Origin of the sequence: Streptomyces sp. ASQP_92, from assembly GCF_025399895.1 — a bacterium.
Classification (GTDB): domain Bacteria; phylum Actinomycetota; class Actinomycetes; order Streptomycetales; family Streptomycetaceae; genus Streptomyces.
The window spans coordinates 53,057-65,702 of the sequence record NZ_JAODUA010000016.1 but is presented as its reverse complement, the minus strand read 5'-3'; the positions used below and the strand labels follow the sequence as shown (position 1 = coordinate 65,702).

Annotated in this window: 12 protein-coding genes; 6 read left to right on the top strand and 6 right to left on the bottom strand. The window is 72.3% G+C overall.

The features are described 5' to 3' along the window. Positions 1 to 136 precede the first annotated feature (136 nt). Complete coding sequence (locus N4G70_RS37210) at positions 137 to 1,636, bottom strand: DUF5819 family protein (RefSeq protein ID WP_399037095.1); 1,500 nt, start codon at positions 1,634 to 1,636, stop codon at positions 137 to 139. A gap of 135 nt (positions 1,637 to 1,771) precedes the next feature. On the opposite strand from N4G70_RS37210, the gene paaA reads away from it, so the two are divergent. From paaA to N4G70_RS27810, 6 genes are all read left to right on the top strand, one after another. Further along, on the top strand, positions 1,772 to 2,866 hold the full coding sequence (gene paaA, locus N4G70_RS27835; protein ID WP_261715482.1) for a 1,2-phenylacetyl-CoA epoxidase subunit PaaA: 1,095 nt from the start codon (positions 1,772 to 1,774) through the stop codon (positions 2,864 to 2,866). Further along, the gene (gene paaB, locus N4G70_RS27830) at positions 2,863 to 3,150 is read left to right on the top strand and encodes a 1,2-phenylacetyl-CoA epoxidase subunit PaaB (protein ID WP_261715481.1); all 288 of its coding nucleotides are present in this window, start codon (positions 2,863 to 2,865) and stop codon (positions 3,148 to 3,150) included. Before paaA ends, paaB begins: the two co-directional genes overlap by 4 nt. Further along, entirely contained in the window at positions 3,147 to 3,866 is a 720-nt protein-coding gene (gene paaC / locus N4G70_RS27825) for a 1,2-phenylacetyl-CoA epoxidase subunit PaaC (RefSeq protein WP_261715480.1), read from the top strand. The genes paaB and paaC overlap by 4 nt, the downstream gene beginning before the upstream one ends. Further along, positions 3,860 to 4,363 (top strand): 1,2-phenylacetyl-CoA epoxidase subunit PaaD, encoded by a 504-nt coding sequence (gene paaD / locus N4G70_RS27820; RefSeq protein ID WP_261715479.1) that lies wholly within the window; start codon positions 3,860 to 3,862, stop codon positions 4,361 to 4,363. The genes paaC and paaD overlap by 7 nt, the downstream gene beginning before the upstream one ends. Continuing rightward, a complete protein-coding gene (locus N4G70_RS27815) occupies positions 4,364 to 5,416 on the top strand; it encodes a 2Fe-2S iron-sulfur cluster-binding protein (RefSeq protein WP_261715478.1) in 1,053 nt (350 codons plus the stop codon). Between the two features lie 234 nt (positions 5,417 to 5,650). Further along, positions 5,651 to 6,793, top strand: a complete 1,143-nt coding sequence (locus tag N4G70_RS27810; protein WP_261715579.1) for an acyl-CoA dehydrogenase family protein — start codon at positions 5,651 to 5,653, stop codon at positions 6,791 to 6,793. Positions 6,794 to 6,842: 49 nt separating this feature from the next. Here N4G70_RS27810 and N4G70_RS27805 read toward each other — a convergent pair whose 3' ends face one another. The 5 genes from N4G70_RS27805 to N4G70_RS27785 all read right to left on the bottom strand — a co-directional run bounded on the left by N4G70_RS27805 (position 6,843) and on the right by N4G70_RS27785 (position 12,526). Continuing rightward, positions 6,843 to 7,187, bottom strand: a complete 345-nt coding sequence (locus N4G70_RS27805) for a rhodanese-like domain-containing protein (RefSeq protein WP_261715477.1) — start codon at positions 7,185 to 7,187, stop codon at positions 6,843 to 6,845. 44 nt (positions 7,188 to 7,231) lie between these two features. Beyond that, on the bottom strand, positions 7,232 to 8,140 hold the full coding sequence (locus tag N4G70_RS27800; RefSeq protein WP_261715476.1) for a J domain-containing protein: 909 nt from the start codon (positions 8,138 to 8,140) through the stop codon (positions 7,232 to 7,234). Positions 8,141 to 8,267: 127 nt separating this feature from the next. Continuing rightward, positions 8,268 to 9,734 (bottom strand): DUF2252 domain-containing protein, encoded by a 1,467-nt coding sequence (locus N4G70_RS27795; RefSeq protein ID WP_261715475.1) that lies wholly within the window; start codon positions 9,732 to 9,734, stop codon positions 8,268 to 8,270. 281 nt (positions 9,735 to 10,015) lie between these two features. Further along, entirely contained in the window at positions 10,016 to 10,675 is a 660-nt protein-coding gene (locus N4G70_RS27790) for a response regulator transcription factor (protein ID WP_261715578.1), read from the bottom strand. A 156-nt stretch (positions 10,676 to 10,831) separates the two neighbouring features. After that, a complete protein-coding gene (locus N4G70_RS27785; RefSeq protein ID WP_399037087.1) occupies positions 10,832 to 12,526 on the bottom strand; it encodes a sensor histidine kinase in 1,695 nt (564 codons plus the stop codon). Positions 12,527 to 12,646: the final 120 nt, after the last annotated feature.

Below are 12,646 nucleotides of genomic sequence, written 5' to 3'. Positions count from 1 at the left end.
TGGGGTTCGGGGGCGGTCGGGCGGTGGGCCTCGCGGGGGGCGGGGTGCTCGGCCGCGCGGGGGACGGAGCTGTCGGCCGCCTCTCGGGAGGGCGGGCCAGGCCGGCCGGAGGTCGGGCCCTCGTGGTCGTACGTGCTCACCGCTTCGCCTCCGTGCGTGCGTCACCGGCGCCCGGGGGCAGGTCGGCGGGGGTCACCGTCCACCACGGCACTTCCCGGTAGAAGGGACGCGTGTCGCTCTTCTCGTCGCTCCATGAGGGGCTCTTGACGGCCGTGGTCATGGACCTGACCTGGATCCTCTCGACGGTTCCGCCGTCGCGGTGCGTGCCGAGGCGGAGCATCACGATGCGGCGCAGGTACTGCTCGGAGAGTTCGCCGCGCAGACCGTTGGGCTTGTTGTCGTCGCCGTGCGAGCCCACGAAGAAGTCCCAGCCGCGCCGCAGTTCGTTCTGCTGGGTGTGGCTGGGCAGCAGGTTGTGCTGGATCGCGGCGCCGTCCTGCGCCGAGAAGTCGATCCAGGCGGTCGTCCTGGTGCTGCCGTCGGGCATCTTGATCTCGGCACGCGCCTGGACGTCGATGTTCTGCTGGAGCGGATTGGGCGCGAAGAGCTTCCAGTTCTGCTCGAACTCGGGGTAGATCCAGTCGTCCACGCTCTTGCCGTGCTGCTTGCTGATCGTGTTGGGCGGTGCCACGTGCAGGAACACCATCCCTATCTGCGCGCAGCCGACCACGGCGATCACCGCGAGCGCGACTGCGGCCACCACCTGGAACCGCAAGGGCAGCCCCGCGATGCCCCGCGATGCCCCGCCGCCGGGCCCCGCAGGGGCGGGAGACTCGGAGGGGGTGGGGTCCTGGGGGGTGATGGGGCCACTGGGGGCGTGGCCGGTGGAGGGGGCCGGGCCGACGGCCCGCTCGTCACCGGCGGCGGCGCGCGAGTGCGGGGTGGGGCGTTGGCCGGGGCGCACCAGCGGCCAGGGGGCGCGGGCGTGGGCGTGGGCGTGGGCGTCGGAAGCAGGGGCGCGGTCTTGGGCCGAGGGGCGGATTCCATCCGAGGGGCGTCCCCCGGCGGAACCGACAGCAGAGGCGCGGTCCTCGGCGGAGCCGTCCGTCGAGGCGTGGTCCTCGGAGGGCCCGGCAGTTGAGGCGCGGCTGACGGGGGAGCCGCCAGCAGAGGCGCGGTCCTCGGAGTGCGCGGCGGTTGAGGCGCGGCCGACGGCGCCGCCGCCAGCAGGGGCGTGGTCCTCGAATGACGCGGCAGTTGAGGCGTGGGCGTCGGGGAAATCGTCGGCCGACGCCCGGTGCGCGGCGGACCCGTCGGGGCCTTCGCCGCCCCCCGCAGGCGTTCCCGAGGCGGGATCCGCAGCCGGATCCGCAGCCGGATCCGCAGCCGGATCAGTGGCCGGATCAGTGGCCGCGCCCGCGGCGGAATCCCGCTCGGGGATCGTCGGCGAATCGAAAACGGCACCGTCGGCAGGGTCGGAGGCGGGGTCGGTTCGCCGGGGCACGACCCGTCCGGCCGAATGCCCCCGGCCGCTTTCCGCAGGGTCGCCGGACCCCGCCGCAGCCGCGTTGACCTGCCCGGATTCCGTACCAACGGCCTTGCCGCCGACTCCGGCCTCGTCCTTGTGCGAATCCATCCCGCCCCGATCGGCACCCACTGAGTTATCCACAGGGTTGACACCCTACGGGCCGTCGACTCACCATTGAAGTCATTGAACCGAACGATCGGTCGGTTGGTGGACAGCCGCACAGCAGCTCGGCAGGGGGCCGGAATGACCGGAGTGACCGCGACAGCCACGGCAGCCGCAGGGACGGACGCGTCGTACCAGGCGGTGTTCGACGCAGCCGTCGCAGCGGACGAGCGGATCGAGCCACGTGACTGGATGCCGGAGGAGTACCGCTCCTCGCTGGTCCGCCAGATGGCGCAGCACGCCCATTCCGAGATCATCGGCATGCAGCCGGAGGCGAACTGGATCAGCCGGGCTCCGTCCCTGCGCCGCAAGGCGATCCTGATGGCCAAGGTCCAGGACGAGGCGGGCCACGGCCTCTACCTCTACAGCGCCGCCGAAACGCTCGGCACCGGCCGCGACGAGCTCCTGGACAAGCTGCACTCCGGTCGGCAGAAGTACTCGTCGATCTTCAACTACCCGACCCTGACCTGGGCCGACGTCGGCGCGATCGGCTGGCTGGTGGACGGCGCGGCGATCACCAACCAGGTCCCCCTGTGCCGCTGCTCGTACGGCCCCTACGCGCGGGCGATGGTGCGCATCTGCAAGGAGGAGTCCTTCCACCAGCGGCAGGGCTATGAGTTGCTGCTCGCCCTGTCCCAGGGGACGCCGGAACAGCACGCGATGGCGCAGGACGCGGTGAACCGCTGGTGGTGGCCGTCCCTCATGATGTTCGGCCCGCCCGACGACGAGTCGGCGCACTCCGCGCAGTCGATGACCTGGAAGATCAAGCGGCACTCCAACGACGAGCTGCGCCAGCGCTTCGTGGACATAGCGGTGGGCCAGGCCGAGGGCCTGGGCCTCACCCTGCCCGACCCCGAGCTGCGCTGGAACGAGGAGCGCGGTCACCACGACTTCGGCCCGATCGACTGGACGGAGTTCTGGGAGGTCCTCAAGGGCAACGGCCCCTGCAACGAGCAGCGGATCACCCAGCGGCGCCGGGCCCACGAAGAGGGTGCCTGGGTGCGGGAGGCGGCCGCCGCCTACGCAACGAAGCAGACGCAGCGGACGCAACGGACGCAACGGACGCAGCAACAGACCCAGCAGTCACAGCCGTCACAGCCGTCACGGCCACAGACGAAGTCGCAGTCGCAGTCGCAGTCGCAGTCGCAGCACACGAACGGAGAGGCAACGGCATGAGCACGCACGACTGGCCGCTCTGGGAGGTGTTCGTGCGCTCCCGTCGCGGGCTCTCCCACACCCACGCGGGAAGCCTGCACGCGCCGGACGCCGAGATGGCGCTGCGCAACGCCCGCGACCTCTACACCCGCAGGTCCGAGGGCATTTCGATCTGGGTCGTGCCGTCCAACGCGATCAGCGCGTCCTCGCCGGACGAGAAGGACTCCTTCTTCGACCCGGCCGCCGACAAGCCGTATCGCCACCCCACGTTCTACGAGATCCCGGAAGGGGTGAAGCACCTGTGACGGCCATCGTCTCGGCGGACGCCGCCCTCGCCCTCGGCGACGACGCCCTGGTGCTCTCGCACCGGCTGGGGGAGTGGGCGGGCCACGCGCCCGTCCTCGAAGAAGAGGTCGCCCTGGCGAACATCGCCCTCGACCTGCTCGGCCAGGCTCGCCTGCTGCTCTCTCTGGTCGGCGACGAGGACGAACTCGCCTACCTGCGCGAGGAGCGGTCCTTCCGCAACCTCCAGCTCGTCGAGCAGCCCAACGGCGACTTCGCCCACACCATCGCGCGCCAGCTGTACTTCTCGACGTACCAGCATCTCCTGTACGGCGAACTGGCCGTGGCAGAAGGCGAGTTCAGCGCCATCGCGGCCAAGGCGGTCAAGGAGGTCGACTACCACCGCGACCACGCCGAGCAGTGGACCCTGCGGCTCGGCGACGGCACCCAGGAAAGCCACCGGCGGATGCGGGAGGCCTGCGAGGCACTGTGGCGCTACACCGGCGAGATGTTCCAGCCCGTGCCCGGCCTGGACCTCGACTGGGCCGACCTCGACGCGCGTTGGACGGCATCGGTGACCTCGGTCCTGGGCCGCGCCACGCTGTCCGTCCCCGAAGGCCCCCGCACCGGCGCCTGGGCGGCGGGAGCCGGCCGGCAGGGCCTGCACACCGAACCGTTCGGGCGGATGCTCGCCGAAATGCAGCACCTGCACCGCAGCCACCCGGGGGCGTCATGGTGACCGACACCGCCCCCACCCCCCTGGAGACCGAGCTGCGACGCCTCGCCGGCTCCGTCCCCGACCCCGAACTGCCCGTACTGACCCTCGAAGAGCTGGGTGTGCTGCGCGGCGTAACGGTCGAAGGACCCGGCCGGGTACGCGTCGAACTCACCCCCACCTACACCGGCTGCCCCGCCGTGGAGGCCATGTCGTCGGACATCGAGCGCGTGCTCCACGACCACGGCATGGAACACGTCTCGGTCGTACGGGTGCTGTCCCCCGCCTGGTCCACCGACGACATCAGCGCGGAAGGCCGCCGCAAGCTCGCCGAGTTCGGCATAGCTCCACCGCGCCGGCACGCAGCCGACGGACCGGTGGCGCTCACCCTCTCGGTGCGCTGCCCGCACTGCGGATCCACCGACACCGAGCTGCTCAGCCGGTTCTCCTCCACCGCCTGCAAGGCACTGCGCCGCTGCGTGTCGTGCCGTGAACCGTTCGACCACTTCAAGGAGTTGTAGATGTTCCATCCGCTCCGGGTCAGCGAGGTCGAGCAGCTCACCGACGACGCGGTCGCCGTCACCTTCGCCGTCCCACCCGAACTCCGCGAGGCCTACCGCCACCTCCCCGGCCAGCACCTCGCCCTGCGCCGCACCGTGCTGGGCGAGGAGATCCGCCGTACGTACTCGATCTGCGCCCCCGCCGTCGAGGCGCCGGACGAGCCGGTGCTGCGCGTCGGCATCCGCGTCGTGGAAGGCGGGGCCTTCTCCACGTACGCCTTCAAGGAACTGGCCGTCGGCGACACCGTCGACGTCATGGAACCGATGGGCCGCTTCGTGCTGGCCCCACGCCCCGGGCACTTCGCGGCGATCGTCGGCGGCAGCGGCATCACACCGGTCCTGTCCATCGCGGCCACCCTCCTCGCCCGCGAGCCCGAGGCCCGGTTCTGCCTGATACGCAGCGACCGCAGCGCCGCGTCGACGATGTTCCTCGAAGAGACGGCCGACCTGAAGGACCGCTACCCCGAGCGGTTCCAGCTGGTCACCGTGTTGTCCCGGGAGGAGCAGCAGTCCGGGCTGCCCTCGGGCCGGCTCGACCAAGAGCGACTGGGCGAGCTGCTGCCCGCGCTGCTCCCGGTGACGGACATCGACGGCTGGTTCCTCTGCGGCCCCTTCGGCCTGGTCCAGGGCGCCGAGCAGGCCCTGCGCGGGCTCGGCGTCGACCGCAACCGCGTCCACCAGGAGATCTTCCACGTGGACGCGGCCCCGGCCCCCGCGGCCTCCGCCGCCGCCCCTGCACACGCCACGCTCACCGCGACCCTGGACGGCCGCTCGGGCAACTGGCCGGTGCGCGAGGGCGAGACCCTGCTGGAAACGGTGCTGCGCGCCCGCGCGGACGCCCCGTACGCCTGCAAGGGCGGCGTGTGCGGTACGTGCAGGGCGTTCCTGGTCAAGGGCGAGGTCCGGATGGAGCGGAACTTCGCCCTCGAACCGGAGGAGACCGAGGCGGGCTACGTCCTGGCCTGCCAGTCCCACCCCGCCACGGGGGAGGTGGAGCTCGACTTCGACCGGTGAGGAGCCGGGGCCGGAGCTCGGCTGACGCCGGTGAGGAGAGCCGGAGCCGAATCTCGACTTCGACCGGTGAGGAGCCGGGGCCGGGACTCAGGGGTCGCAGGCCACCGCGCGCCCATTCCCATCCCGTAGAACCTGTTCTATCTTGACGATCCGTCAGATTCGTTCGGGCGACAGGCGGTTCACCCCGCGCCGCCTCGGTCCGGACAGAGCCGGTGCGTGCGGGAGGACAAGGCCGTGGACTTCACCTTCACCGAGGAGCAGCGGGCCGCCGTCGAGGCGGCCAAGGCGGTCTTCGCCGGCGTCGCCCCCGACGCGGTGCCCAGCCCCGCGCTCACCCCGGGCGCCGTCGCCGAGGACTTCGACCGACCGCTGTGGGCCAAGCTCGTCGCGTCGGACCTGCTGAGCCTGGTCCTCGACGCCGAGTACGGCGGAGCGGGCCTCGACCCGATCGCGCTGTGCCTGGTGCTGCGCGAGTCGGCGCGCGTTCTCGCCCGGCTGCCACTCCTGGAGACCAGCGCGGTCGCGCTGGCCGTACAGCGGTACGGCCGGGCCGAGTTGGCGCGCGAAGTGCTGCCCGCCGTCGGTCGGGGCGAACTCGTCCTGACCGTCGCCGCCAACGGCCGCACCGGCCACGACGGAGCCGAACTCGCCGTCGCCGCCCGCCGGGACGGCGACCACTGGGTCCTCGACGGCGCCCAGACCGGAGTGCCCTGGGCCCAGATTTGCGACCGCGTCGCCATCCCCGCCCACACCACGGACGGCCACACCGTCATAGCGCTGGCGCCCCGCACCCAGCAGGGCATCACCCTCGCCGACCAGATCTCCACCAGCGGCGAGCGCTTCGCCGACATCGGCCTCGACACGGTACGCGTCGACGCCGCCTCGGTCATCGACGCGGACGGCGCGTGGGAATGGCTACGAAACCTGCTCACCACCGGAACCTGCGCCCTGACCCTCGGCCTCGGCGAGGCCGTACTGGCCATGACCAGCCAATACACCGGAAAGCGCGAGCAGTTCGGGCATCCGGTCGCCACCTTCCAGGCCGTCGCCGTCCAGGCCGCCGACCGCTACATCGACCTGCGCGCCATGGAGGTCACCCTGTGGCAGGCGGCCTGGCGCATCAGCACCGGCGCCCAGAGCGCCCTGCCCGTCGCCGGGGACGTCGCGGTCGCCAAGATCTGGGCCTCCGAGGGCGTACGCCGCGTCGTACAGACCGCCCAGCACCTGCACGGCGGCTTCGGCGCCGACACCGACTACGCGCTGCACCGCTACCACGCCTGGGCCAAGCAACTGGAACTCTCCCTCGGCCCGGCCGCCGCCCACGAGGAAACCCTGGGCGACCTCCTCGCCGCCCACCCCCTCGGCCAGACCGTGTAGCGGGCGCGCGGCGGCCCGGGAGAGGAAGGCAGAGGGGAAGAGGAGGGGGTCAGACGACCGTGCCGACAGCGCCCTGGGCATCGACGACCCGGCGGCCCGCGGCCTCCCACACCTGCATGCCGCCGTCGACATTCACGGCGTCGATGCCCTGCTGCACCAGATACTGCGTGACCTGCGCCGACCGTCCGCCGACCCGGCACATCACATACGCCCGGCGCCCATCCGCCACCGCTTCGGTCACCTCACCGAAACGGGCCACGAACTCGCTCATCGGCACATGCAACGCACCCTCGACGTGCCCCGCCGCCCACTCGTCGTCCTCGCGGACATCGAGCACCAGGGCGTCGGCCGGCACGGCCGCGACATCCACCGAGGGAAGCTGGGCGAAATTCATGGGTCATGCCTTCTCTCGTACGAACCCGGCAGGTCCCTCAAACGCTACTGCACCAGCTTCGCGAGCTCCGCCTCACGACCGGCCACCTCGGCCAGCAACTGCTCCGCGATCTCCTCGAGGAGCCGGTCCGGGTCGTCCGGCGCCATGCGCAGCATCGAACCGATCGCGCTGTCCTCCAGCTCCCTGGCCAACAGCGACAGCAGCTCCTTGCGCCGGCTCAGCCACTCCAGACGCGCGTACAGCTCATCGCTCTCGCTGGGCCGCGCCTCCGCCGGCGCCGGCCCGGCCGCCCACTCCTCGGCCAGCTCCCGCAGCAGCGCCTCGTCACCGCGGCCGTAAGCCGCGTTGACCCGGGCGATGAACTCGTCCCGCCGCGCCCGCTCCTCCTCGTCCTGCGCCAGATCCGGGTGCGCCTTGCGGGCCAGCTCGCGATACAGCCTGCGCACCTCCTCGCTCGGCCGGACCCGCTTGGGCGGCCGCACCGGCTGGTCGGTCAGCATCGAGGCCGCCTCGGGGGAAAGCCCGTCGGAGTCCATCCAGTCGTGGAAGAGTTCCTCGACCCCAGGCATGGGCATGACCGCCGCCCGCGCCTCCTGCGCCTTGCGCAGATCCTCCGGGTCTCCGCTCTGCAACGCCCTGGCCTCGGCGAGCTGCGCGTCCAGCTCATCGAGCCGCGCGTACATCGGGCCGAGCTTCTGGTGGTGCAGCCGGGAGAAGTTCTCCACCTCGACCCGGAACGTCTCCACCGCGATCTCGAACTCGATCAGCGCCTGCTCGGCCGCCCGCACCGCCCGCTCAAGCCGGGCCTCGGGCCGCTCGCCCCCCGCACCCGACGGCGCCCCGGGCTCACCCCCCGCACCCGGCGGCGTCTCCGGCTCGCCCCCCGCACTCGGCGGGGCGGTCTGCGGGTCCTCGTTCCGGGCAGTCGTACCGCCGGCAGCTTCGTCCGTCACCGGTCCAGCGTACGGGCGGACGGGGCGGGGGCCCTCCCCCTCCCCCCAACCCCCCGCCCCCCACCCCCGCCCTCCCCGGCAACCCCAGCCACCCCCGCCCAGCCCAAGCCGGCCCCACCCAGCCCCCTCAGACCCCCAGCTCCGCCGCGATGCGGCCGTCGCGCACGGCGGCGGCCAGGACCGCGTGGTCGGCCTCCATGCGGTCGGCGTAGGTGACCGCGAAGGCGGCCACCGCTTCATCGAGCTCCTCGTTCTTTCCGCAGTACCCGGCTATGAGCCGCGGGTCGACGCTGTGGGCGTGCGCCCGGGCGAGCAGCGCGCCCGTCATACGGCCGTAGTCGTCGAGCTGGTCGGCAGCGAGGGCGGCCGGATCCACGCTGCCTTTGCGGTTCCTGAACTGCCGCACCTGGTAGGGGAGTTCACCCACCGTGGTCCAGCCGAGCAGGATGTCGCTGACCACCTGCATCCGCTTCTGGCCGAGCACCACCCGGCGGCCTTCGTGCCCGGGCTCGGGCGTCTTGAACCCGGCCTTGGCCAGATGCGGAAGCAGCGCCGACGGCCGAGCCTCCTTGACCTGGAGCACCAGCGGCTCGCCGCGGTGGTCGAGGAGCAGCACCACATACGACCGTGTTCCGACGCTCCCGGTGCCGACCACCCGGAAGGCCACGTCGTGGATGGCGTATCGGGCGAGCAGCGGTATCCGGTCCTCGGGCAGGGTGTTCAGATACCGCTCCAGGGAGGCGGCGACAGCGGCCGCCTCGGTGTCGGTGACGCGGCGCAGCACCGGGAGTGCGTCGACGAAGCGCCGGCTGCCGTCTTCCTCCTGTTCGGTGGCCTTGGCGGCGAAGCGTGCGCTGGTGTTGTTGCGGGCCTTCTTGGAGACCCGCTCCAGGGCGCCGGCCAGGTCGTGGGCGTCCGCGTGGGAGACGAGTTCCTCGTCGGCTATCGCGTTCCAGGCTTCGAGGACCGGCAGTTTCGCGAGCAGGCGCATGGTGCGGCGGTAGGCCCCGACGGCGTCGAACGCCGCGGCCCGGCAGGTGTGTTCGTCGGCGCCCGCTTCTCGGCCGGCCAGGACCAGGGAGGCGGCGAGCCGTTTCACGTCCCATTCCCAGGGGCCGGTGGCGGTCTCGTCGAAGTCGTTCAGGTCGATGACGAGGCGGCCGCGTGCGTCCCCGTACAGGCCGAAGTTGGCCGCGTGTGCGTCACCGCAGATCTGTGCGCCGACGCCGGTGACGGGCGTACCGACGAGGTCGTGCGCCATCAGCCCGGCGGACCCGCGCAGAAACGCGAAGGGGCTCGCGGCCATGCGGCCCACCCGTATCGGCACGAGCTCGGGCACCCGGCCCGTGTTGGATTCCTCCACCGCGCGGACGGCGTCCGGCCGGTCCCCCGAGAGCAGCAGCGAGTCGTGCGAGGCGCGCGGGAACCGGCTCCGCAGCGCCTTCCCCTCGGCCTTCGGCGACCCCTGTGCCCGGCGGCGCCCCGCGCCCGCCGTTTGCGTGTGGTGGGCGAAGCCGGGGACGTGAGGGATCCGTCCCCGCCCGTCCTCCGCTCCGGCCCGTTGTGCCGGAACCACCGCCTCGACCTCGCTCATAGCGTGTCGCCTCCCCCGTCTCGTGCAGCCTGGTGCGGTGCCCTCGATCAAGGCCGAGAGCTCAACTGCCTCTGACGGTACCGGCGTCGGCGGAAAGCCGTCTGCCCCTGTGGATAACTCCGAGTGACGGCCCACAACCCGGTGCTGTTTCACGTGAAACGACGCGGCTCCACCGGAACAACCCGGCGGCCCCAGCGCCCGCGAGGCAGGCCGTGGAAGGTTCCCGGCCCCCTGTCCCGGAACCCCGTCCCACCCGCCACCGCGCCCTCCCCCGCCTCCCCCTACAGCCCCGCGTCACGGGCGAGCAGCGCTGCCTGGACCCGGTTCTCGCAGTCCAGCTTCGCCAGGATCCGGCTCACGTACGTCTTCACCGTGGCCTCGCTCATGTGGATCCGCTTGCCCGCGTCCGCGTTGGAGAGGCCTTCGCCGAGCAGGGCGAGAACGTCCCGCTCGCGCTCGGACAGCACGCCGACCCGGCGACGTGCCTCTTCGGCGCGGGCCGCGGCCCGGCCGGTGGCGAGCTGGTCGACGACGTGCCGGGTGGCGGCGGGCGAGAGGTAGGCGTCGCCGGCCGCGGCGGCTCGTACCGCACGGATCAGTTCCGCCGGTGCGGTGTCCTTGAGGAGGAATCCGGCGCCGCCGTGCTCCAGTGCGCGCAGGACGTTCTCCCGTTCCCCGAACGTCGTGAGGATGATCACCCGCGCCGCCGGGACGGTCCGGCGCAGCTCGGCCAGCGCGCTCAGCCCGTCCATCTCGGGCATCTGGATGTCGAGCAGGACCACGTCCACGGCGTGGGAGCGGGCGAGTTCGACGGCTTCGCGGCCGTTGGCGGCCTCCGCGACGACGTCGATCTCCCGGTCCGAGGTGAGGATCATGCGGATTCCGGCCCTGATGAGGGGCTCGTCGTCGGCGATGACCACCCTGATGTGCGGTCCCGGCACGCCCGTCTGGCCCGTCACGCCCACACCCACATTCCGTTCCGCATCCCGTCCATCACGCCGCCGGGCCAACCCCGGCCGCCCGCGACCACCAAGGGCCGTCGCCGACCGCCCCTGTCCGGGCCGTCCTGAGCCGCCCCAAGGCCGCCGGCGACGCCGTCAGCGCGCCACGTCGTACGACTTCTTCTCGATCAGCTTGCCGTCCCGGAAGCAGAAGCGGAACACCGGTTCGGTCTTGAGGGTGTCGCCGGTCTCGGAGGACATCAGGACCAGGCACTGGGAGCCTTCGGGTGTGGCGGGGCCCTTTCCGGCGAGTCCGGCGGTCAATACCGTGTCGCCGTCCGGGAGTTGGCTGCGGACCTCCGACTCTGCGGCGCCGACCTTGATCTTTTCGTACTCGGACGGGTCGATCATGCCCTTCTTGGCCGACCCGACGAGGAAGAACAGCCCGACTCCGGCCGCGATCGCCAGCAGCACCACCGCTCCCACGGCGATGCCGCATCCCAGCGCGACGCCACCGGCCCTGCTCCTGCCGCCCATGCCCAGCTCCTTCTCCGCGATGTTCCAGTCCACGACCGAATCACCGTCACCGGACGCCATGGCGGACGACTGCTGCCGGAAGTCGTCGGGGGCATCGACCAAGGTCGCGGCGTCGGCCGTCCCGTAGGGCAGGACGCCCGCGACGCGGAAGCCTCCGTCGTCGGTGGGGCCGGTGTGCACCATGCCGCCGACGAGGCGGGCCCGCTCGTGCAGCCCGGTCAGGCCCTGTCCTCCGCTGACGACTTCGCCGGCCTGTCCGGCGGCGGCGCGGTCGACGACACCGTTGACGACCTCCACGACGAAGGAGTCCGGTTCGTAGCGCAGTTCCACGGTGATGGGGGCGCCCGGCGCGTGCTTGTAGGCGTTGGTGAGGGCTTCCTGGACGATCCTGTACGCCGCGTGGTCACCGGCGGCGGCCAGTGGACGGGGATCGCCCCCGGCGCGCAGTTCGACGGTGTTTCCGGCGGCCCGTGCGGCCGCCACGAGCGTCTGGATCCCGGCGGTGCCACGGGCGGCGGGCTGGGCGCCGTCCGGCGCCGCGGGCGCTTCGACACCGTCGCGCAGGATGCCGACGACCTCGCGCAGCTCGTGCATGGCGGTCACCGACGCCTGCCGCAGCACCCCTACGGCCTCGCGCTGGCGGCCGGTCAGTTCGGGGTCGACCTCCAGGGCGCCGGTGTGCACGGAGATGAGCGCCAGCTGGTGGCCGAGGCTGTCGTGCATGTCCTGCGCGATGCGCTGGCGTTCGCGCAGCCGGGCCTGCCCCGCGACCATCGCGCGTTCGCGCAGCAACTGGGCGTTGTGCTCCCGCATGGCACGCAGCAGGGTGCGCCGCTGGGACCAGTACCGGCTGGTGAGCCCGGGTACGACGGCCACCGCCAGGAAGAACAGGGTGCTGAAGACGCCCATGAGGAGGGGCTGCGGAATGGGCCACAGGGTGATGACGCCCAGCGCCTGGTAGATGACGAAGGCGCCCGTGAAGGCGGCGAGGGCCCGCCCGGCGCCGATGACGCGCCGACCCGCCGACCAGGCCGCGACCATCAGGAGCGGGGCGGATTCGGGGGTGGTCACGGACAGGGCGGTGGCCGCGAGCAGTACGCCGGTGGGCAGGGAGCGGCGCAGCAGCGACAACAGCGCGACGCCGACGGCCACGGCCGCGACCCGCGGGGGCCCTCCGGCGAGCAGGGCGAACGCGCCCGCCAGCAGGGCGAGCGTGAGGGCGAGCGCGGTCTCGCCGACGATCCGGCGCCGCGTCCAGGGTTCGGGCCCCTTCAGCAGGCGCCATGCGGTACGGGCCCTCGATGACACATTCACGCCCGCACCCTAGGCAGCACGCGCCGGGCCGCACGGTTCTCTTTCGTCGCGCCCCGCCACGACGAAGGTCTCGCGGCCGCTTCGGGCCACCCGGGGGGTGGTCCGGAGCGGTTGCTCCAG